Annotated in this window: 19 protein-coding genes and 1 pseudogene; 10 read left to right on the top strand and 10 right to left on the bottom strand. The window is 48.6% G+C overall.

Going from position 1 to position 22,139, the window contains the following annotated elements; genetic code table 11:
• Window positions 1–6 precede the first annotated feature (6 nt).
• Window positions 7–1,110, top strand: coding sequence for a hypothetical protein (locus tag HVZ52_RS07745; RefSeq protein WP_181599077.1), 1,104 nt, complete (start codon window positions 7–9; stop codon window positions 1,108–1,110).
• Window positions 1,107–2,054 carry a hypothetical protein gene (locus HVZ52_RS07750; RefSeq protein ID WP_060571597.1) on the top strand — a complete coding sequence of 316 codons (948 nt, stop codon included), beginning with the start codon at window positions 1,107–1,109 and terminating at the stop codon, window positions 2,052–2,054. The genes HVZ52_RS07745 and HVZ52_RS07750 overlap by 4 nt, the downstream gene beginning before the upstream one ends.
• Before the next feature lie 351 nt (window positions 2,055–2,405).
• Here the strand turns inward: HVZ52_RS07750 and HVZ52_RS07755 are convergent, their stop codons facing one another.
• From HVZ52_RS07755 to HVZ52_RS07770, 4 genes are all read right to left on the bottom strand, one after another.
• On the bottom strand, window positions 2,406–3,002 hold the full coding sequence (locus HVZ52_RS07755; protein ID WP_045143232.1) for a hypothetical protein: 597 nt from the start codon (window positions 3,000–3,002) through the stop codon (window positions 2,406–2,408).
• A complete protein-coding gene (locus tag HVZ52_RS07760) occupies window positions 2,986–3,354 on the bottom strand; it encodes a hypothetical protein (protein ID WP_181599078.1) in 369 nt (122 codons plus the stop codon). The genes HVZ52_RS07755 and HVZ52_RS07760 overlap by 17 nt, the downstream gene beginning before the upstream one ends.
• On the bottom strand, window positions 3,344–4,108 hold the full coding sequence (locus HVZ52_RS07765; protein ID WP_181599079.1) for a lysozyme inhibitor LprI family protein: 765 nt from the start codon (window positions 4,106–4,108) through the stop codon (window positions 3,344–3,346). The genes HVZ52_RS07760 and HVZ52_RS07765 overlap by 11 nt, the downstream gene beginning before the upstream one ends.
• Before the next feature lie 258 nt (window positions 4,109–4,366).
• On the bottom strand, window positions 4,367–6,283 hold the full coding sequence (locus HVZ52_RS07770; RefSeq protein WP_181599080.1) for a recombinase family protein: 1,917 nt from the start codon (window positions 6,281–6,283) through the stop codon (window positions 4,367–4,369).
• Window positions 6,284–6,378: 95 nt separating this feature from the next.
• On the opposite strand from HVZ52_RS07770, the pseudogene HVZ52_RS07775 reads away from it, so the two are divergent.
• Window positions 6,379–6,558, top strand: a pseudogene (locus HVZ52_RS07775) (YkgJ family cysteine cluster protein); the annotation flags it as partial.
• Here HVZ52_RS07775 and setB read toward each other — a convergent pair.
• Entirely contained in the window at window positions 6,555–7,736 is a 1,182-nt protein-coding gene (gene setB, locus HVZ52_RS07780) for a sugar efflux transporter SetB (protein ID WP_016153738.1), read from the bottom strand. The pseudogene HVZ52_RS07775 and the gene setB overlap by 4 nt on opposite strands.
• A 368-nt stretch (window positions 7,737–8,104) precedes the next feature.
• On the opposite strand from setB, the gene fruB reads away from it, so the two are divergent.
• Genes fruB through fruA form a run of 3 tightly spaced genes read left to right on the top strand, consistent with a single transcriptional unit; the run spans window position 8,105 to window position 11,878 of the window.
• A complete protein-coding gene (gene fruB, locus HVZ52_RS07785) occupies window positions 8,105–9,235 on the top strand; it encodes a fused PTS fructose transporter subunit IIA/HPr protein (protein WP_049042010.1) in 1,131 nt (376 codons plus the stop codon).
• Complete coding sequence (fruK, locus tag HVZ52_RS07790) at window positions 9,235–10,173, top strand: 1-phosphofructokinase (protein WP_003834544.1); 939 nt, start codon at window positions 9,235–9,237, stop codon at window positions 10,171–10,173. Before fruB ends, fruK begins: the two co-directional genes overlap by 1 nt.
• Window positions 10,174–10,189: 16 nt before the next feature.
• Complete coding sequence (gene fruA, locus HVZ52_RS07795) at window positions 10,190–11,878, top strand: PTS fructose transporter subunit IIBC (RefSeq protein WP_016153736.1); 1,689 nt, start codon at window positions 10,190–10,192, stop codon at window positions 11,876–11,878.
• A gap of 79 nt (window positions 11,879–11,957) precedes the next feature.
• Here the strand turns inward: fruA and HVZ52_RS07800 are convergent, their stop codons facing one another.
• Together HVZ52_RS07800 and HVZ52_RS07805 are read right to left on the bottom strand one after the other, a co-directional pair.
• A complete protein-coding gene (locus tag HVZ52_RS07800; RefSeq protein ID WP_016153735.1) occupies window positions 11,958–13,256 on the bottom strand; it encodes an anaerobic C4-dicarboxylate transporter in 1,299 nt (432 codons plus the stop codon).
• Between the two features lie 76 nt (window positions 13,257–13,332).
• Window positions 13,333–14,052, bottom strand: coding sequence for an amino acid racemase (locus HVZ52_RS07805; protein WP_049281984.1), 720 nt, complete (start codon window positions 14,050–14,052; stop codon window positions 13,333–13,335).
• 353 nt (window positions 14,053–14,405) lie between these two features.
• Here HVZ52_RS07805 and hypT point away from each other — a divergent pair, with 353 nt between their 5' ends.
• From hypT to HVZ52_RS07825, 4 genes are all read left to right on the top strand, one after another.
• A complete protein-coding gene (gene hypT, locus HVZ52_RS07810) occupies window positions 14,406–15,317 on the top strand; it encodes a hypochlorite stress DNA-binding transcriptional regulator HypT (protein WP_016153733.1) in 912 nt (303 codons plus the stop codon).
• Between the two features lie 303 nt (window positions 15,318–15,620).
• On the top strand, window positions 15,621–16,562 hold the full coding sequence (locus HVZ52_RS07815; protein WP_181599082.1) for a pseudouridine kinase: 942 nt from the start codon (window positions 15,621–15,623) through the stop codon (window positions 16,560–16,562).
• Window positions 16,550–17,485, top strand: a complete 936-nt coding sequence (locus HVZ52_RS07820; RefSeq protein WP_019077232.1) for a pseudouridine-5'-phosphate glycosidase — start codon at window positions 16,550–16,552, stop codon at window positions 17,483–17,485. Before HVZ52_RS07815 ends, HVZ52_RS07820 begins: the two co-directional genes overlap by 13 nt.
• 96 nt (window positions 17,486–17,581) lie before the next feature.
• The gene (locus tag HVZ52_RS07825; protein WP_016153729.1) at window positions 17,582–18,832 is read left to right on the top strand and encodes a NupC/NupG family nucleoside CNT transporter; all 1,251 of its coding nucleotides are present in this window, start codon (window positions 17,582–17,584) and stop codon (window positions 18,830–18,832) included.
• Window positions 18,833–18,875: 43 nt separating this feature from the next.
• Here HVZ52_RS07825 and HVZ52_RS07830 read toward each other — a convergent pair whose 3' ends face one another.
• From HVZ52_RS07830 to HVZ52_RS07840, 3 genes are all read right to left on the bottom strand, one after another.
• Complete coding sequence (locus HVZ52_RS07830; protein WP_047359177.1) at window positions 18,876–19,964, bottom strand: sugar kinase; 1,089 nt, start codon at window positions 19,962–19,964, stop codon at window positions 18,876–18,878.
• 2 nt (window positions 19,965–19,966) lie between these two features.
• A complete protein-coding gene (nfo, locus tag HVZ52_RS07835) occupies window positions 19,967–20,824 on the bottom strand; it encodes a deoxyribonuclease IV (protein ID WP_046275457.1) in 858 nt (285 codons plus the stop codon).
• Between the two features lie 71 nt (window positions 20,825–20,895).
• The gene (locus HVZ52_RS07840) at window positions 20,896–21,945 is read right to left on the bottom strand and encodes a YeiH family protein (RefSeq protein WP_016153726.1); all 1,050 of its coding nucleotides are present in this window, start codon (window positions 21,943–21,945) and stop codon (window positions 20,896–20,898) included.
• Window positions 21,946–22,139: the final 194 nt, after the last annotated feature.

Genomic DNA, 22,139 nt, shown 5'->3' on the forward strand with positions numbered 1-22,139 from the left:
CATCAAATGATGAAACGCCTCGTAAGAAATCCTGGAAAATTTGAAGCTCTGGAAGTATTTACAGCATTTAGCCGTGAACATGACTATAAACTAAAATCACCAGAGGACACTGAAAAATTTCTTGAACAGTTTGGCGAATCGCTCAAAGCTTCACAGGAAAATCAGATACTACTTCACGGGAAACGCATGGAAGCGTGTTTTGGTCAAGTTGCCGCCGGACTACAAGGGTGTCGCCTGATAAAAACTGAAGACACTGGTGACGTCATTTCTGATGATGCTGATATTTTACTACCTGACTATAGACTCGTCCTGAAGGACGGTCGGCAGATATTCGTTGAGGTGAAAAATACTAGTGTCCCAAACCCAACATCAACATACCTACTGAGAAAGGACTACGTAGCAAAACTACAACGCTATAGTGAGCTAAATGGTGTTCCATTGTATTTTGCAATCTATTACCGTTGTCTCAGGATGTGGACATTGCTGCCTGTGAATTCATTTATTGAACTGAAACACAAGTACGAAACAACACCGATACATTCGCTTGCAAACAATGAAATGGCGATGCTCGGTGACGTGAACGTCGGGACTAAGCCCCCTCTTGTTTTCGAACTGGTAGCTGACAATAGTAAAGATGCCTCTGTCGATGAAGAAAATCGTGCAAGTTTCATTTGCGGTGACGTGAAGATGTACTGTGCCGAGAAAGAGATTGAAGATCACGATGAGAAGAATATTGCTTTCTACCTGATGCGGTTTGGTCGCTGGGAATGTGGCGAACCAGAGGGAGAAATGGATGAAAACGGGAAACTTCACAGCGTGCGCTTCACGTTTAACCCTGAATCATTAGAGGACTTTGAACGCAACGGTTTTGCCATGTTTGGTAGCCTCAGTTCGATGATAACTGAAGCATACAACGAGCATACCGTATATGAGCAAGAAGTGACTGCTATAACTCCGAAAGCTGACCCTGACGTATTCTCTGTTGAGATTCCCAAGGATTACAAAGGTAAGGCTCTTGGTTTGTGGTGTTTCATTATGCAAGCAAATCCTGATTTCAAAATAGGGTCTGAGGAGAAAATGCATTACAAGTACACGGTGGATAAATCATGACATTCACTGACTGGCTAATTCTAAACCAGCATACCAGCGATATATCTAAAGCCATTGAGTCATTACGACCAACAACAGATTATGTGAAAGATTACATCTTCCCTGTTACGATGGCATTTGCTTCAGCCTTTCTGGGAGGGGTGTCAGCGGTCTATATCAACAAAAGACAAGAGCAACAAAAAATCGCTAGAGATAATCTGATTACTTCCATACAAGCTGTAGCGCTAGCACAAGATTGCCTGAGTAACCTAGTTGCCATCAAAACCAATTACCTTAAGATAGACAGTGATGAGCCACTTGTAAGGGCTGGTGCTTTTACAACGATAATCACAAAGTTTGATGATGTAACATTTAGTACAAACAGCTTGTATTTTATACGTCCAATACCGACCGCGAACAAAAAACTGTATGAGTCAGTCGTATGGAAAATTAAGCATCGTATTTTACGAATGAAGATTAGAACCCCGTCATCTGAAGAGCTAAGGGGAACCTGGCGAAACAGTGTCAGAGTAGGGGCTATGTTCGGAAACTACAACGAGGCAATGGGTTTACTCAGATACAGAAACGAGTTGAACGAACAAGTTAAAGATAAGATTTCGATGTATGGTGACATTCTGACGCTCGAACATGTCCAACAGACGCTTGGAAAAAAACTTTGTGGGGGCTTCATTGACATCACTGAAACCTCTATCGCGCTGATAGATCATGTAATCGTTGAACTTTATCACTTTCTTTCTGAGTTTCCTGCTATCGCAGAAAGCAACATTGAGTTAAGTCGAGTCAGGGAATGGGGAGGTGTGCCGACTTATGAGAACAAACAAGCGGCGTTTTTGAAGTGTATAGAACCAATTAAGAAACCAGACTTTAAAAAGTTCTTTGCTTACACAGGGATGTCAGAGCAGGAAGCGCGGGACAAGTACACGTTCAAGTCATGGTTTGACTAATAGAGAAGCGTAATCTTAGTGTTAAGTATGACTCTCGTGACACAAAATGTCCCGTAAACTTGTTCCAGTTACATTGCTGTAGATGTGCAAGAAACTTGTTAATGGTTAGTCAGATCAGAAGCAAATACACACCTACTACAAATGAGATACAGAATGGGATACATTGTGGGCAACAACCCGCATTCCACCGCCCCTGGTGCCTGATGAAATGGGATACAAAGCTGACTTATCGGTCGGGTATACTTTTTTATCGAATCCTAAACAGCAGAACATGTATTGATTAAATAACTTAATCCGTTGGCAAGTAATGCAGGGGGGATTCGCCCCTGCATTTGAAAATCCTATAGAACGTTACTTATGGCAAATTTCCCGGTCATAGACTCCACCATTTACAGCCAGCATTTGCCTTTTCTTCTTTGAAATCATACCCGTCATGATTTGCGAGCCATCTAAAAAAATACCTTCAAATGTTCCCGGGCGTGCATTCCTTCCGGCAATAATCACAGTATCTCCCACGTTTAACGCAGCAACTTTATCGTTATCATAATCCGTATTTTCGAAAATGAATTTTAATCCTTCATTCGAATCAGGGACATATAACGTTACTAACGGTTTTTTGCTGAAAGTGGCTGTACCGATGCTTTTAATTTTACCAATCACCATCAAACGACACTTCTTGAAATCATTCGTTGCCCTGAATTCGTGTTCTTTAAACCGCGCATAAACCTCCCCGGTAGTATACGCCCTTGGAAGTATATCGATTATTGATGGTTTGGATGGTTGTTGTTTTTGTTGAAAATAAGTTGAGCCTCCGTTTGATACCTGTATTGATTCGGATGTACTGGCTTGGCATGGTGTTATTAATAATCCGTTCAACACATAAAGCCCGAAGGAGATTGCGACAGTTGCAATCGATTTTTTAAAGTGACGTTTAGAGTGTGCTCTCATTTTGCTTTTCCATAACTTCTATCTTAACAATATGTTCCCTATTGCGGTATATTTTCACGTTGTCAGTTGGGGACTTAACTGCATTACGGATCTCATTCATTGTATCGTTAGATAGCATACCGCAGCCTTCCATATACATAACCTTACGGGTATTGGTATCTGATGTATTAGTGAAGCAGCTGCTTACCCATGAAACAGGTATTTCGACTCCATGTATCAGCTTCATATATTCAACGATAAACGTATCTGTCAAGTGAAAATGTCCAATCATGTATTTCCCGTTATAGGTTTGACTAGAAGACGAAGTTATCCAGTCGTTTTTTAAAACCAAAGTCAGTGCATTATTTTTCATTTTCAGACTCTAGTTCAAGAATACGGTTATTCGTCATGTCGGTAAGACATTTCTGTTCATTATTGCAACCGGATTTTTGCTTTATCCATTCTCTTTGGGAAGGGAGTAATCGTTTTCTAGTTTCAGGGCTAAGGTTTTTCCAGACCGAATTTAGTTTCTCATCGCTTGCTTTATAACTGTGTGTATCGACATTTGAGGTTACTGCATTGTTTTTGGTGGCTTCGCGGTTGTTATTATAGAAAATGGGGGCGCGAACTCCCTGAGCGTAGTCTTTAGCTGCTTTGTCCCACACACCTTGACCATTGGCAGTCAGTATTTTTCTGAACTCTGTAGTGTTGAAACTGTAACTGCGGATCTCGCCATTGAAATCTAGTTTCACGTTGACGGTGGTTGACTTCGCAATGCCAGTCAAGAAATCCCCAGCTTCTGAACCAAGTGAACAGACTAATTCCTTCGTATCGTCGTTATTCTTTGGGCGTAGTCCGTGCATCGTGAATCTGCCGTTATCAGTTGTAGCAGTGATATCTACCAGCGGCACGATCGAGGATGATTGCTTTGTTATCGCGAAGCATATTCCCTTCAGATTTACATCCCTGTCCATTCCGAGAAACATCAGGGCGTTTTTGTCGTTGCTGGCGACACCTGCTGATTTCGCCTCTGGCAAGAAATAGACGGTACTGGAGGCGGCGGTTATAGCTGAAATGAGAACAACGCCTGATGCCATGATTTTAAACGTTTTTATAAGGGTAGTCATTCTGGATACCTTCTTTCTATTGCACTCCATCGGGGGCAGATCACCATCCCATGAGTCTTGCTAGTGAGAAACACTACTCGAAGAATCATGATCTTACATTGATCTGTAAAATCTATCAATAAAGTAAAATTGATCTATAAAAACGATCGATTGGGGTGTGTATAATTCCGAGATTGCTTTGATGTAACGGAAACGGAGACATGGCTATTGGGGGCGTTGGTAGGCTTCCCCTTGATAGGTATGCAAGGGGAGAGTGATTTACTGTAACAGTTTTTCTAAGTCTTCCAGCGAGTTAATCTCGTATTTAATACCGTTGACAGTTACATACGATTTACTTGTAGTGCTAGCTAACTTGATAGCCAATCCATTACCTTCGTTTTGGTTTACACCATCCTCCAGCTTGGTTATAAACGTCGGGTTTAGAATGCTGACTTCATGCTTGTCCTTAATATGCTGTGCAAATTTTTCAGGTGAAATCAGTTCATCAATGAAGGAGTGCAACACAAGTCCTTGCATTTTTAGTAAGTCATGATCATTTACTGTCTGTGCTTCTACATACGAAACACCAGGTGATCGGTTTCGATTGAACTTAATCACGATTCTCTGTTTTGTCTCGTCGGCGAAGGTTACTTCAAAATGACCATACCGCCCATCAATGTCATAGCAATCAATACGTTTGATAGCTTGCTTTATCTTCAGCCTAATTCGCTTACGATCAGGGTTTTTAGTGTCATGAACATCGAAATTTCGGAATTGATCCCAGCCAGTAGTTTGAATTTCTGAGCGGCTGATTTTGTACTGTTGATATTCTCGCTCAAGCGTTATTTTTTTCTGTTTATTGGCATTAATCTGATCTGCCAATTCTTCGAGGTCATCTATCAAAGTTGCCAGCTTTAGCAGCTTTTTAACAGCTTCAGATGCCTTTTCAATCTCAGATTCGTACCAAGCCGTTTTATCTTCTTGGTGGTTGTTCCAGACGTGATCAGCGATTAGTTGCAAAACAGTGTGCTCAAGCTGGTATGACGTAAAACCTTTTTTACCGCAAGGTTTACCCTGAACGATTTTTGAACCACATATATAACGGTACTTGTTTTCACTTGAACCAGATTTGAACATGAAAGAACCACATTTTCCGCAAAAAAGAATACCGATACCTGAGAGTAGCGGGATTTCTGGTTCAGGATTACCTTCTGGATATTTTGATGAATTACGAGTGATGGCGCGGTGTCGATCTAATTTCGAAAGTGTCAAGTAGTCCACCTCCGACATAAGAGCAGGGTAGTAATCAGGGATAATGAATGTTTCTTTTAACGGCTCATCTGATTCGGAATCGTATATGATGACACCTGATTCATCGCGTTTATCCAGCGTAAAGGTTTTTTGTCCGTGAACAGTGGGGTTCAAAAATGTCCTGATCAAATGTTTACCCCATTGTTCAGTTTTGGGTGTCAGCGCTTGACCTGTCTGGTCTTTATAAACCCTCTTTTTAGGGGCAGGGTAATGTTCGTTAAGATATCGTTGGATTCCAAGAAGAGTTTCACCGTTTTGTTTAAGTTCGATAATCTTCTGAGCTGCGGTAAAATATAGAGGATGTGGAGTAACGTATCCTGATTTTGTATCTACCCACCAAACATTCTGACCGACGGATTCTATTGCTTTTGCTGGTGTTCCCGATTCTCTTGTCAGGTTGTGTCGTATCAACGAACGGGCCTGGGCTTCAACTCGATTCTTTTTTGTCAACGACTCGTCGTGGGCGCGTGTGAACATCAACAATGAAATGATTAAATCGGTTGGATTATTCTTTACGTCCGCGTACTTATAGACCTTTTCATCCATGCCAGTAACAACGACTATCCCCCTGCTAAGTATGTTCTTGAATATATCCAAAGCGCTCCAGGCATCATCACGACTAATGCGGTCAAGATTTTCGACGACTAACCACGAGCCAACGGGAACCTTAGCCCCAATCTGCTTGATGAACTCCGATAACTTCCCTTCATGAGCATTTTTTCCTTTGAACGCAGACATGCCGAGATCGTGGAAAGCCGTTGTATCAAGTTCGAGATTATAACGGGCCGCAATTTTTAGAGCGGTATCTTGCTGACGCTCCAGGGAGTTACCTTCCCGTTGTTTCATAGATGAAAAACGCACGTACGAATACAGCTTGGGTTTCATTGAGTGTGATTCCCTTCGGATGGTATTGATTGATCAGATAGACCTGATGCTAACAGCAGGAATGTGAATTTTAAACAGTGAATAATTATATGTTAGGCAAGCCCGCTAACACACCATGCGTTCAGTTGGATGAATCCCTGCGCTGTAAAATTTTTGCTTCGCCTCTGCGGCCAAAAGTGTGCGCCGGTTTACAGCCCAGTGCGGAAATGTGCGGACAGACGACGCACCAGGCCATGGTCTATCTCATCGAGCTCGAGGCGCTGACCGCACCTTAAACGTCTTTGATGCGCGTCAGACACGCGACGGTGGCGACGATCATCACCAACGCAAACCAGAATACCGCGTGATAGTTCCAGATTTCAGCGGCAATACCCGCCAACGATCCGGCAATAATCCAGCCCACGCGAATGGTATTTGTATAGAGAGTTGTGGCTGAACCCGCTTGTCCCGGCATCAGATCCTGGAAATAAAGCATGCCAATCCCGCCGAGGATGCCGATGTAAATCGCGTTCAGCAGTTGTAAGCCAAGCAATATCGCCGGAGAGTGGGCCAACAGCATGCCGGCATAAAAGAAAAATCCGGCGACAACGGCGATTCTCATCAACAGGCGTTTGCCCAGACGCTTCGCGAAGTATCCGGCAATCAACATGGTTGGGATTTCCAACCCCGCGGCAGTTCCCATCATGATGCCCGCCAGCTTTTCCGGCAGATGCAGTTCGTTGATAATAAACAACGGCATATTAATGATATAGAGACTGTTAGTCCCCCACATTAACGTGCAGATAACAAACAGTAGCAGCGTGTCGCGTCGATTGCGGCGCGGGGCTTCTACCGCGCCTGTCGCGAGAGGCACGTTTTTACTCATCGAGGGTAAGAACAGCCAGACCATTACGCCGCAGACAACAAACGCCACCGCCGCGCTGAGGTACATCACCGTAAAGCTAAACCCCATGGCGAGCGCGTAGGCCAGCGGCGGGCCAATCACCCAGGCCAGCGAAACCTGCGCACGTAATATTGAACTGAACATGACGGCTTCCCGACCCGTACGGTCGGCGTGCTCTCGGGCGAGAGCAAACATTTGCGGGTTGGCGGTCGAACCGAAGCTGCTGAGGAATACCCCGACAAACAGCAGAATAAAATAGTTACGGTTCCAGGCGAACAGCACGCAGGCCAGCATCCCCAGCACGCAGCAAAACACAATCAGGTTTTTGCGATCGCCTTTTTTATCTGAACGTCCGGCCAGAAACTGACTCACCAAAATGCCGATTACGGCGCTACCGGTAAAAAAGAACCCGACCATGCCGGGACGGGCATGGACTTCATCCGTCAGAAAAAGGCTGAGGGTTGGCGTCTGCAACGCACCGGCGATACCCGTCAGAAATGCGACAAGCAGGAACGCCGAAGACGTTAAATCAAACGCCTTGGGTGTGGCGGCTACGGGGGTGTTGTGCATGTTTTGATATCAATAATGTGAAGAGACGCGGAGTTTACGCTGCTTGTCAGAAAATAAACAGGGAGCCAAATCAAAATCGGCATCAAAAATCAAAATAGCATTTCAGTCAGAGTACGCAGTTTGCTGACGCTGCTGAATCTGACAGGCTGACGCCGTTTTTGCGTCAGCAATTTTTTCTCCTCCGCGGAGAAAATGTGCGTTATCTCTAAATTCAGCAAGTAATTTGTCAACTTTACTTGTGTGCTGAAGAAAAAAGAGCAAGACTTCTTGAAACGTTTCAGCGTCATCTTGCCATAACTGATGGAGTCAGGTGACGCCTTTTTTCTCATGTTAGCTGAATCGTTTCAAATCAGCGGGAGAGGAGAACCATGTTCCAGTTATCTGTTCAGGATATTCACCCGGGCGAACAGGCCGGGAATAAAGAAGAGGCTATTCGCCAGGTTGCCGCTGCCTTAGTGCTGGCAGGTAACGTGGCGGAAGGCTACGTCGATGGCATGCTGGCGCGTGAACAACAGACGTCCACGTTCCTCGGCAACGGTATTGCTATTCCTCACGGTACGACGGACACGCGCGATCGGGTGCTGAAAACCGGCGTGCAGGTGTTTCAGTTTCCGCAGGGTGTGATCTGGGGGGAAGGGCAGGTTGCTTATGTGGCAATCGGCATCGCTGCCAGCTCTGATGAGCACCTTGGTTTACTGCGTCAGCTGACGCATGTGCTGAGCGATGACTCCGTCGCTGAACAACTGAAATCTGCGACCACGGCGGAAGAGTTGCGCGCGTTGCTGATGGGGGAAAAGCAAAGCGAACAGTTGAAGCTTGATAACGAAACGCTGTCGCTGGACGTCGTTGCCAACTCGCTGGTCACGCTGCAGGCGCTCAACGCCGCACGGCTGAAAGAGGTCGGCGCGGTTGACGCCACCTTTGTGGCCAGAGCCATTAATGAGCAACCGATGAATCTCGGTCAGGGGATCTGGCTGAATGACTGTGCTGAAGGCAATGTGCGCAGCGCCATTGCGGTCAGCCGCGCAGCAACAGCGTTCGATGTACAAGGTGAAGCGGCAGCCCTGCTGGTGACCGTCGCCATGAATGACGAACAACCGGTTGCGGTGCTGAAGCGCCTTGGCGATCTGCTGCTGAATAATAAAGCTGACCGTTTGTTGAAAGCCGATGCGGCAACGGTGCTGGCGCTGCTGACCAGCGATGATGCCTTAACTGATGATGTACTGAGCGCCGAATTTATTGTGCGCAATGAGCATGGTTTACACGCCCGCCCGGGCACCATGCTGGTGAATACGATTAAACAATTTAACAGTGAAATTACCGTGACAAATCTTGATGGAACCGGCAAGCCGGCGAATGGACGCAGTCTGATGAAAGTTGTGGCATTAGGCGTGAAGAAAGGACATCACCTGCGTTTTACCGCCCAGGGTGAAGATGCTGAACAGGCGCTGAAAGCGATTGGCGAAGCCATCGCGGCGGGTCTTGGGGAGGGCGCGTAATGAGCAGACGTGTTGCTACTATCACCCTTAACCCAGCCTACGATCTGGTGGGTTTCTGCCCGGAAATTGAACGCGGTGAAGTGAACCTGGTTAAAACGACCGGTCTGCACGCGGCAGGGAAAGGGATTAACGTCGCTAAGGTTTTGAAAGATTTAGGTATCGATGTAACGGTGGGTGGTTTCCTCGGTAAAGACAACCAGGATGGTTTTCAGCAGTTGTTCAGCGAGCTGGGTATCGCCAACCGTTTTCAGGTTGTACAGGGGCGTACCCGTATCAACGTCAAGCTGACCGAAAAAGACGGCGAAGTGTCCGACTTCAATTTCTCCGGCTTTGAAGTCACCCCGGCTGACTGGGAACGCTTTGTGAATGACTCGCTGAGCTGGCTGGGCCAGTTCGACATGGTGTGCGTCAGCGGCAGTTTGCCGACCGGCGTTAGCCCGGAAGCATTCACCGACTGGATGACGCGCCTGCGCAGTCAGTGTCCTTGCATTATCTTTGATAGTAGTCGTGAAGCACTGGTGGCCGGTCTGAAAGCGGCACCGTGGCTGGTGAAACCAAACCGTCGTGAACTGGAAATCTGGGCAGGCCGTAAGCTGCCAGAAATGAAAGATGTGATTGAAGCTGCACATGCGTTGCGCGAGCAGGGTATTGCTCATGTGGTGATTTCACTTGGCGCGGAAGGAGCTCTGTGGGTTAACGCTTCGGGTGAGTGGATTGCTAAACCGCCGTCAGTCGAGGTGGTAAGCACCGTAGGCGCGGGTGATTCAATGGTTGGTGGCCTGATTTACGGCCTGCTGATGCGTGAATCCAGTGAACACACCCTGCGTCTGGCAACCGCTGTTGCCGCCCTGGCGGTAAGCCAAAGCAATGTGGGCATTACCGATCGTCCTCAGTTGGCCGCAATGATGGCGCGTGTCGACTTAAAACCGTTTAACTGACAGCAGGAGAGGCATAATGAAAACGCTGCTGATTATTGACGCTAATCTCGGCCAGGCTCGCGCTTATATGGCGAAAACCCTGCTTGGAGCGGCGGCGCAGAAAGCACATCTGGAAATTATTGATAATCCTAATGATGCCGAACTGGCAATTGTTCTGGGCGACACGCTTCCTGCCGACAGTTCGCTGAACGGCAAAAAAGTCTGGCTGGGCGATATTGGTCGTGCGGTTGCGCATCCTGAACTTTTCCTCAGTGAAGCGAAAGGCCACGCAAAACCTTATAGCGCTCCGGTTGCGACAGCGTCCGTGGCCAGTAGTGGTCCAAAACGAGTGGTGGCGGTGACGGCTTGTCCAACTGGCGTTGCCCATACGTTTATGGCCGCTGAAGCTATTGAAACAGAAGCGAAAAAACGTGGCTGGTGGGTGAAGGTTGAAACCCGTGGTTCTGTTGGCGCAGGCAATGCCATTACGCCGGAAGAGGTGGCTCAGGCGGATCTGGTGATTGTGGCGGCTGACATTGAAGTTGATCTGGCGAAGTTTGCCGGAAAACCAATGTACCGTACTTCAACTGGCCTTGCGCTGAAGAAAACGAAGCAGGAGCTGGATAAAGCGCTGGAAGAAGCAACGCCGTACCAGCCTGCCGGCAAAGCGCAGTCTGCAACCACTGAAGGTAAGAAAGAGAGCGCTGGCGCGTATCGTCACCTGCTGACGGGCGTATCCTACATGCTGCCGATGGTGGTTGCTGGCGGTCTGTGTATTGCACTCTCATTCGCTTTTGGTATCGAAGCGTTCAAGGAGCAGGGGACGCTGGCGGCGGCGCTGATGCAGATTGGCGGTGGTTCAGCTTTCGCGCTGATGGTGCCGGTTCTGGCGGGCTACATCGCGTTTTCCATCGCTGACCGTCCGGGTCTGACGCCAGGTCTTATCGGCGGTATGCTGGCGGTGAGCACCGGTTCCGGCTTTATTGGCGGGATTATTGCCGGTTTCCTTGCCGGTTATGTGGCGAAGCTCATCAGCACGAAGCTGAAACTCCCGCAGAGTATGGAAGCGCTGAAACCGATCCTGATCATTCCGCTGCTCTCAAGCCTGGTGGTTGGTCTGGCCATGATCTACCTGATCGGTAAACCAGTGGCGGGCATTCTGGAAGGTCTGACCCACTGGCTGCAAACCATGGGAACCGCGAACGCGGTGCTGCTTGGAGCGATTCTGGGCGGCATGATGTGTACCGATATGGGCGGTCCGGTTAACAAAGCGGCGTATGCTTTCGGTGTGGGCCTGCTTAGTACGCAAACCTATGCGCCGATGGCGGCGATTATGGCGGCGGGTATGGTGCCTCCGCTGGCCCTGGGGCTGGCAACGCTGGTGGCGCGTCGTAAGTTCGACAAAGCGCAGCAGGAAGGCGGTAAAGCTGCGCTGGTACTGGGCCTGTGCTTTATTACCGAAGGGGCTATCCCATTCGCTGCCCGTGACCCGATGCGCGTTTTGCCTTGCTGTATCGTTGGCGGCGCGATTACCGGGGCTATCTCTATGGCGGTGGGTGCTAAGCTGATGGCGCCGCACGGCGGTCTGTTCGTGCTGTTAATCCCTGGCGCAATCACTCCGGTGGTTGGATACCTGCTGGCCATTATTGCCGGTACGCTGGTAGCCGGTCTCTCCTACGCGGTGCTGAAACGCCCGGAAGCAGAGGTTGTGGCAAAGGCGGCCTGATTTAACGCTGACATCCGGGGCAGAGATTTCTCTGCCCCTTTTTTTATCCATTAAATCTGCCTGGCAGTGTTAAACCGGTTCAGGCAATCATTGGCGCGATGATAAAACCAAAGGCAACGCCAGCAATGATCCCGCCAAGCCCTGGCAACATAAACGGATGGTTTAAGACATACTTACCCACGCGCGTTGTCCCGGTGGTGTCGAACTCCATTGCCGCCAGCGAAGTTGGATAAGTTGGCAGAACAAACACGCCGGTCACTGCGACATAGGAAGCCAGAATGGCCCATGTGGGTACGCCGAGCGCGACGGCAAGAGGGATAATCAGCGGCGTGGTGGCTCCCTGCGAATAGAGAAGCGCGCAGGTACCAAACAGCACCAGCGCCAACAGCATCGGATAAGCCCGTAGAATATCGCCCGCGATATCCTTTATCCCCGTTAAGTGGGCATCAATGAAAGTTGTGCCCAGCGTAACAATCCCCAGAATCACAGCCAACGAACTCATACCCGCGCGAAACGTGGATGTCAGGACAATCGCGTCTGTTGATGTTTTGCATAGCACCACCATCAGACATGCGGCAGCTAGCATGCAGATAATGATAATATCCCGGGTATTCATTGCGTTACCTGCATCGAATCCAGGGCGCAATTGAGGGCAAGCGGCAAGAATAACGATGACCACCGTTGCCAGCATAAACAGGGCGACTGACAGTCTGGCACCTGGCGTTGTGCTGTTTTGCCCTGCATATTTACGCACCAGTCCTTTTTGCAGGCGTTCCAGATAGACTTCATCATCCTGTAGCTCACATCCCTGACGTGAGGCGATAAAAGCGGCGACCATCGCAGCGACAAATGAGGCAGGCAGACATACCGCCATGACCTGAATAAAGCTGATACCGTTGCCTTCCATAATAGTCAACATAGCGGCCATTGCGGCACTGATCGGCGAACCGGATATCGCCACCTGCGAAGCGACTACGGAGCCTGCGAGCGTACGGGAAGGGCGAATACCTGACTCTTTGGCAACTTCGGCAATCACCGGCAGAGTAGAAAAGACGATGAACCCTGTTCCCGCCATAATCGTCATCGACCAGGTAATAATCGGCGCAATAATATTGATATATTTAGGGTTACGGCGCATAAAATTACCGGCAATGCGAACCAGATAATCCATGCCTCCGGCGGCCTGTAGCGCCGATGCCGCCACCACCACCGTCATAATAATAAGAATAACGTCAACGGGGGGTGAACCAATTTGCAGCCCAAATCCCAGCGTTAAAATAGCCAGCCCCAGCCCGCCACATAAACCAATACCAATTCCGCCAAGGCGGATACCGAAAAATATTGCGCCCAACACTACGATAATTTCTAGCCAAATCATAATGGCCTCCGCCAGAGAGTAATTTGTAATTAAAATGGATTTTTATTTAATGCAACAATTAAACAGGTATGGACATTCATTGTGCCAAAAGGTGATTTTTACCCACGCGTTTCTCGTACCATTTAATACCGGCACGAACCAACGAACCGGTTGAATCAATATATTTTTCAGGTGACTTTTTGACGGCTTCAGCAAGAATGACAGGAACTTCAGTACATCCGAGCACGATGACTTGTGCCCCGCGTGAGAAGAGTGCTTCAGCCTGTTCATTCATCAGCGTTTGTGCCCGCTTAGCATCACCAGCTTTTAAGCAATAGATGCTTTCCATCACTTTTTCCTGACTGGATGAGTCAGGGCTGATGCAGGTTAACCCAAGAGATTCTATGCCTTTTTGATAGAGGCCCATGTATAAAGTGGCGTTGGTGGCGAGTAATCCGATTTGCGATTTCCCACAGTTTTTAACCTCATTGATGGTCGTTTCAACGATACTGAGCAGCTCTGTATGGCAGCACGCTTTTAATTCATTAAACCAAAAGTGGGCGGTGTTACAGGGGATCACAATACACTCGGCGCCAGCATCTTCGAGTTTATGCATATAATCGCGCATTGCCGGAAGTGGGGAATGACCATGATGCATTAACGCGTCGGTTCGGTCAGGAATGTCAGGAATAGATGAAATAATTAAGGGGATATGTTCCTGGTCACGTTGCGCAGCGGTAAAAGTGACGAATTTATTAAACAGATCGACCGTTGCAGCAGGTCCCATACCACCAAGCACGCCAATTAAACCTTTCACGATATATACCTCAATTCACCGATAATTAATATTCAGAGCCGGGTTGTGTCTGCTGATAATGTTTAACAGCAGTGAGACGTGAGGAGAAATGCAATAATGTATGGTTCAATGCAAAAACCGCATGACTGTGGTTTATTGTGTAACCTCAGCAGGCCGGTATTCGGCCAGAGGCTCCGCGTTACGCGGCGGACAACCGGTCATAACCGATAGGGAGAGAAGTATGTTAATGTTAAAAATGAAGCCTTGATGCAAAAAACGAATCACCAGGCGCTAATGATGAATGTCATCTTCGGAACTATTCAGGCATGATGCTTTAAGGCTAATAGGCATATTTAAATATCCGCGTGATAAGCATGAAAAATATTGAGACAAAATGGTTATATGACTTTCTGACGTTGGAGGCATGCCGTCATTTTTCCCAGGCGGCTGAGGAGCGCAACATATCCCAACCGGCATTTAGTCGGCGGATCAAGGCGCTCGAATCAGCCGTGGGTGTGCTGCTTTTTGATCGCACAACGAGCCCACTGCAACTCACGGAGGAGGGCAAGCTATTTCATTCGCAAACCCGTAGTTTGTTGCAACAGCTGGAATGTAATCTGGATGAGCTAAGCGGCCACAATTTACTGGGTGTACCCAATATCAAAATAGCGGCGGCACATTCTCTGTCGCTGACGATGTTGCCCAGATTGGTGCACTCAATGGCGGCCTGGGGTGAGGAGTTTGTCTATCACGTTGAAGCTATTGATGTTGTTCAGGCGGTGAATACTCTGCGCGAGGGGAAAAGCGATTTTATTATCTCCTTTCGGGATGAAGATTTAATGCAGTCACCTTTCTGCGGCTTGAAGGTTTTTGAGTCTGAACTGTACCCCGTGTGTGCAGTTGATGCGCAGGGTAAGGCGTTGTTTGATATCTATCAGTCGCAGGCGCCGATTCTGAACTATACCAGCACATCCTACATGGGAAGATTGGTAAACCGTCATCTGGCGGAAGTAGGCGGCATTTCAGCCCGAACGCTGTTTATGTCTTCGATGAGTGAGTTATTAAAAAATATGGCATTGGATGGGCATGGTATCGCCTGGTTGCCGGCGTGGACAATCGTAAACGAACTGCGCGAAAAGCGGCTGGTTTGTCTGCAGACGCCGGAACTGATGGTGCCTATTCAGGCTTATATTTACCGAATGGATACCCGGTTGAATAAAACGGCTGAGCACTTCTGGCGGATTTTGTACAACCATATGCCAGAGGACCTTGTTTCGCTCAGTTGATACGAACCGGATCGTCTGGCGCATCTGAAAAATCTCCGGTTATGCCGGAGTTAAACTCTTTAGACTGCTTGAATTGTGTACTACCTCTCATTTTCTCTTTCCTTTACAGACTGTATCTATAAAAAATTGTGATTCTGTTCATATCTATTGAGTTTAGATCTTGAATATGGATTTACTTTGTCAAAAACACGCTTACTATGAACATATGTTTGATAGTGAACATGTGCTCTAATAACCTGATGTGTGGCGTTGGTTATTTTTAACGAACTCATTTGTGGCAAGATAATTGCCAGGGGACGTGCTATGCGTGAAAAGGAATACATAGTAACTATTGGCTCGGCCAATATGGATGTTGCTGGGTATTCGCATGCTTCTCTAAATTATGCGGATTCGAATCCAGGAAAGATAAAATTCACCCCCGGCGGAGTTGGACGTAACATTTCACATAATCTCGCGCTGCTGGGGAAAAATTCATGGTTACTGACGGCGGTTGGTAATGATTTTTATGGACAATCGTTATTGGCGCAAACCAATCAATCCGGAGTTCATGTTGATAAGTGTCTTATCGTTCCCGGAGAGAATACGTCCAGTTATTTATCATTGCTTGATAACACCGGTGAAATGTTGGTTGCCATTAATGATATGAGCATTACCGAACATATTTCAGCAGATTTTTTATCACAGCATCATGATTTTATTCGGCAGGCGAAAGTCATCGTCGCCGATTGCAATATCAGCGAAGATGCCCTGGCATGGGTGCTGGAAAATGCCGGAGAGGTTCCGGTGTTTGTTGACCCGGTATCGGCATGGAAATGCGTCAAAATTCGCGAGCGGCTTGGACAAATTCACACTCTTAAACCCAACCGGCTTGAAGCCGAAACGCTAAGCGGTATTGCGCTTTCCGGGCGTGATGACGTGGGTAAAGTCGCCGCCTGGTTTCATGATCGCGGCTTAAATAGGCTGGTGCTCAGCATGGGCGGTGACGGTGTTTATTACAGTGATATTGCGGGGAGTCGTGGTTGGTCGCTGCCGATTAAAACTCACGTCATTAATGTTACCGGGGCTGGCGATGCGATGATGGCTGGACTGGCTTCCTGCTGGGTAGACGGCATGCCCTTTATTGATTCGGTTCGATTTGCGCAGGGTTGTTCATCAATGGCGTTAGCCTGTGAATATACCAATAACCCTGATTTGTCTGTTGCGAATGTAAGCTCATTAGTGGAGAACACAGAATGTCTGAATTAACTCTTTCCTCTGAATTATTACAAATATCTCCAGAAGTACAGGAAGCATTAAACAGTAAGAAGCCGATTGTTGCACTTGAATCAACCATTATTTCTCATGGTATGCCATTTCCGCAGAATGCCCAGACAGCGATTGAAGTAGAAGAAACTATTCGTAAACACGGTGCGGTTCCTGCGACCATTGCCATTATTGGCGGAATAATGAAAGTTGGTTTAAGCAAAGATGAAATTGAGCTGCTTGGGCGAGAAGGTCATAGCGTTACGAAAGTAAGTCGTCGTGATTTGCCGTTTGTGGTCGCGGCAGGAAAAAATGGTGCAACGACTGTTGCCTCAACCATGATTATTGCCGCCCTGGCGGGAATTAAAGTATTTGCGACAGGGGGAATAGGTGGGGTTCATCGTGGTGCTGAACATACCTTTGATATTTCCGCGGATCTGCAAGAACTGGCGCATACCAATGTCACGGTAATTTGTGCCGGGGCGAAATCTATTCTTGATCTCGGCTTAACTACTGAATATTTAGAAACCTTTGGTGTGCCGTTAATTGGTTATCAAACCAACGCGTTGCCAGCATTTTTCTGCCGTACCAGTCCATTTGAGGTCAGCATCCGTCTGGACAGTGCGAAAGAGATTGCCCGTGCCATGGCGGTGAAATGGCAAACGGGTCTCGACGGCGGTCTGGTTGTTGCGAACCCCATCCCAGAGCAGTTTGCGATGGCTGAAGAGAAAATTAATGCGGCAATCGATCGGGCGGTAAAAGAAGCGGAAGATCAGGGCGTTGTGGGCAAAGAGAGTACGCCGTTCCTGTTAGCGCGGGTTGCAGAGCTGACCGGTGGTGACAGCCTGAAATCAAATATTCAGCTGGTGTTCAACAATGCGGTACTGGCCTGTGAAATTGCGAAGGAGTATCAGCGCCTCGTCTGACAGAATTTCCCGGGCAGAATGCGGTCGCCCGCGAATATCAAACCTACCAAAACCTGGCGATAACGCCGGGTTTCCTGGCATGAAGGGAATTTCATTATGGATATAATGAGAAGTGTTGTGGGTATGGTGGTATTACTGGCCATCGCGTTTCTGCTGTCAGTAAATAAAAAACGTATAAGTCTGCGCACGGTCGGGGCTGCACTGGTACTGCAAATCGCAATCGGCGGCATTATGCTGTATTTCCCGCCGGGAAAATGGCTGGTTGAACAGGCTGCGCTCGGTGTCCACAAGGTGATGTCATACAGTGACGCGGGAAGCGCATTTATCTTTGGCTCCCTGGTAGGGCCAAAAATGGATGTGCTGTTTGACGGAGCCGGGTTTATCTTTGCTTTTCGGGTGCTTCCGGCCATCATTTTTGTGACCGCACTGATCAGTCTTCTCTACTACATTGGCGTGATGGGGCTGTTGATCCGCATCCTCGGCGGTATTTTCCAGAAAGCGCTGAACATCAGTAAGATCGAGTCATTTGTCGCCGTAACGACGATTTTTCTCGGGCAAAATGAGATCCCGGCGATCGTGAAGCCGTTTATTGACCGCCTGAATCGCAATGAGCTGTTTACCGCTATTTGTAGTGGGATGGCCTCGATTGCTGGCTCAATGATGATTGGTTACGCCGGAATGGGCGTTCCGATTGACTATTTGCTGGCGGCATCGTTGATGGCAATTCCTGGCGGTATTTTGTTCGCGCGTATGCTGAGTCCGGCAACTGAAGAATCTCGCGTCACCTTTGAGAACCTGTCATTTACTGAAACGCCACCGAAAAGCATCATCGAAGCAGCGGCGAGCGGAGCGATGACCGGGCTGAAAATCGCCGCTGGCGTGGCGACGGTCGTAATGGCATTTGTCGCCATTATCGCGCTGATTAACGGCATTATTGGCGGAATTGGTGGGTGGTTTGGCTTTGGTCACGCCACTCTGGAAGGGATCTTTGGCTATGCGCTAGCCCCGCTGGCGTGGATTATGGGTGTGGACTGGGGCGATGCGACGCTGGCAGGCAGCCTGATTGGGCAGAAGCTGGCGATTAACGAGTTTGTCGCTTATCTCAACTTCTCGCCGTATCTGCAAGCGGGTGGAACGCTGGATGTGAAGACCATTGCGATTATCTCGTTTGCGCTGTGCGGTTTCGCTAACTTTGGTTCGATTGGCGTTGTCGTCGGAGCATTTTCGGCGATAGCGCCACAGCGAGCCCCGGAAATCGCGCAGCTTGGCATGCGCGCGCTGGCAGCAGCAACGCTGTCAAACCTGATGAGCGCTACTATAGCCGGTTTCTTTATCGGGCTGGCATAGCGAAAATAATGCCGGATACGCGTAGCGCCATCCGGCATTACATTTAAGCAGTTTGCAGCAAATACAAGGCGTTATCTGCTGAGAGGGTTGGGTTGTTGATGCTGACGCTGGCTCGCGATAATGCCGCGCAGGCCATGGCAAAGTGAGCGCTTTCACGAAATTCACTACCTTCCAGAAAGCTGTACAGCAATCCCGCCATAAAAGCATCGTCGGCGCCAAAACTGTCTACAACCGTATGCTCAGGAGGCGTCAGTAAAAACTGTTCTCCGTCCTTTTCGCTGCAAAAAACGGATTCATCTTCCAGGCAAACAAAGATTCGTTTTACCCCTTGCTGATGGAGACTATTAACGGCCAGTACGCGATCGGCATCTGAATGAATAGGTTGACCCCACAAAATCGCCAGCTCTTTCTGCGTTGGTTTGAGCGTATGAATACGCGTAAACCAGGTCTTCATTTTTGCCGCTTTGAACTCTGAAACGGTGTCAATGAATACCGGAATATCATCAGCAATAGTAAAGACCCACTCAATGGCTTCGGCAGTCAGATTGCAATCTGCCAGTACGACACCGGAATGGCGGATCAAATCTCGCGAACTGTTCAGTAACTGCGGCGTCAATTGTTGCAGGATATGGGTATCGTTAATTGCCAGTACGGTCTCTTCCTGCTGATTAGCGATCGACAGGTAAGTTGAGGTGTTATGTCCATGCAGGCGTATGCAACTGGAAACGTTAACACCGGCCTGACGCGTTTGTTCCAGCAATGTTTCGCCATAGAAATCACTGCCAACAGCGGAAATTAAGTGGACGTCACGGCCCAGCAGTGCCAGGTTGTGGGCGATGTTGCGTCCCACGCCGCCTGCCGAGCAGTGAATGTTACCAGGGTTAGAGGCAGCCTGAGGATAGTGGATGTCAGCAACACCACGAATATCCATATTGATCGCCCCGACAACCACGCAATAATCCTGTTCGGTAAGGATATAACCTTTACCTTTGATCATGCCTTTACGCATCAAATCCATAATATGCGCAGCAACGCGTGAACGGCTGATCTGCAAAATATCGGCGATTTCATTCTGCTGAATCAACGGATTGCGACGCAGGATCTTAAGGATCTGCTTTTCCCTGTCGTTCATGATTATGCCACCGCTTTTTCTGTTTGCTGGGCTTTCAGCCAGGCAATCTCTTCTGCCCAGATATCCGGATTAATCGTTTCCAGCACCAGCGGAATGCCGTCAAAACGATTGTCCTGCATGATCCAACGGAAGGCATCGTGGCCAATATTGCCTTCACCTAAGCTGTGGTGACGGTCAACGCGACTGCCAAATGCGCTCTTGGCGTCGTTCAGGTGCATACCGCGTAGGTACCTGAAGCCGACAATACGTTCAAATTCCGCAAACGTCTTTTCGCATTCCTCGACGGAGCGCAAATCGTAACCGGCCGCGAAGGCATGGCAGGTATCAATACAGACGCCGACGCGGGACTTATCTTCGACGCCGTCGATAATGGCGGCAAGATGCTCAAACTTAAATCCAAGGTTGCTGCCTTGTCCGGCGGTATTTTCGATAACTGCCGTAACGCCCTGGGTCTGAGCAAGGGCGATGTTGATGGATTCGGCAATGCGCGCCAGACACTCATCTTCCGGGATCTGCATCAAATGGCTACCCGGGTGAAAGTTCAGCAAGGATAAGCCCAGCAGTTCACAGCGCTGCATTTCATCTATAAACGCATCACGTGATTTTTCCAGCGCATCGCTAACCGGATGACCGAGGTTAATCAGGTAACTGTCGTGAGGCAGGATCTGGGCGGCAGTATAATGATACTTCTCGCAGGCAGATTTAAAATCATCAATGATTTCGGTGGTCAGCGGCGCGGCACGCCACTGGCGCTGATTTTTGGTGAACAGGGCGAATGCGGTCGCTTCGATTTCTGCGGCTCGAATAGCGGCGTTAGCCAGACCGCCAGCGGCGCTTACGTGCGCTCCGATATATTTCATAAATTTAACCCGCCATACTCAAATACAAAAAGGGAGAGTATAGCGGGTTAATAGAGGTGAGTCGTGATCGTTTATGCCATCAGCGCGTGGATAGCGACGTTAATCGCACCGCCACCCACAATCAGCCAGACAAACAGCAGCAGGGCCATCAGTAACGGTTTGGCACCGGCTTTTTTCAGCGCGCTAACGTGCGTGGTCAGCCCCAGGGCAGCCATCGCCATTGCCAGCAAAATGGTGTCCAGCGTTACCAGCATGTTCACTACTGACTGTGGCAGCAGGTGGAACGAGTTAAAAATTGCGACCACAATGAACAGGATGGCAAACCATGGAATGGTTATTTTGCTCTTCTCACCGCCCGTGGCCGGAGACAGTTGTTTAACGCGTGCGGCCAGGAGGATAAGGAACGGTGCCAGCATCATGACGCGCAGCATTTTGGCAATAACCGCGGCGTTTTCCGCATCCGGGCTAATGGCGTGCCCGGCAGCCACAACCTGTGCAACTTCATGCATGGTGGAGCCAATGTAAATGCCGTAGGTTTCTGGGCTAAACCAGTGTGAAAGCAACGGATACATCGCCGGATACAGGAAGATAGCGATAGTACCGAAGATAACCACGGTGGCGACAGCGACGGTCACTTTACTGGCTTCTGCTTTCACCACTGGTTCGGTTGCCAGCACGGCGGCGGCACCACAAATGCTGCTCCCCGCGCCAATCAGCCAACTGGTGTGACGGTCCAGACCAAATACTTTCTGCCCCAGGAAACAGGCAATCATAAAGGTACTGCTTAGCGTTAACACATCAATCACGATACCGCTGACGCCGACGTCAGCAATTTGCGCGAAGGTGAGGCGGAAACCGTAGAGGATAATCCCCAGACGTAATAAATGTTGTTTCGCGAACAGCACGCCGCCGTCACAGCTTTTCCAGATGTGCGGATAGACGGTGTTGCCGAGAATCATCCCCAATAAGATGGCTAAGGTGAGGGCGCTGAACCCGGCACCTGCGACGGCGGGAATGGATCCTCCCCATAAGGCGACCCCAGTGATAACTGCACTCAGGGCAAGCCCCGGAATAAAATGCCACGCTGTACGACGATGAGTCTGTAAGGTGAGTTCTGTCATATCCTTCTCCTTTATCTGGGTAAAAGAGTAAGGCGAAGTGGTTTAAAAATAAAATTGATTATATATTTATAATTAATCTATATAAGTGGTATACCCGTCATACTTCAAGTTGCATGTGCGTTGGCTGCGCTCGTTCACCCCAGTCACGTACTTAAGTACGCTCCGGGGGATGCTCTCTCTTGCCGCCTTCCTGC

Source organism: Citrobacter sp. RHB36-C18, assembly GCF_013814485.1.
Lineage (GTDB): Bacteria > Pseudomonadota > Gammaproteobacteria > Enterobacterales > Enterobacteriaceae > Citrobacter > Citrobacter braakii.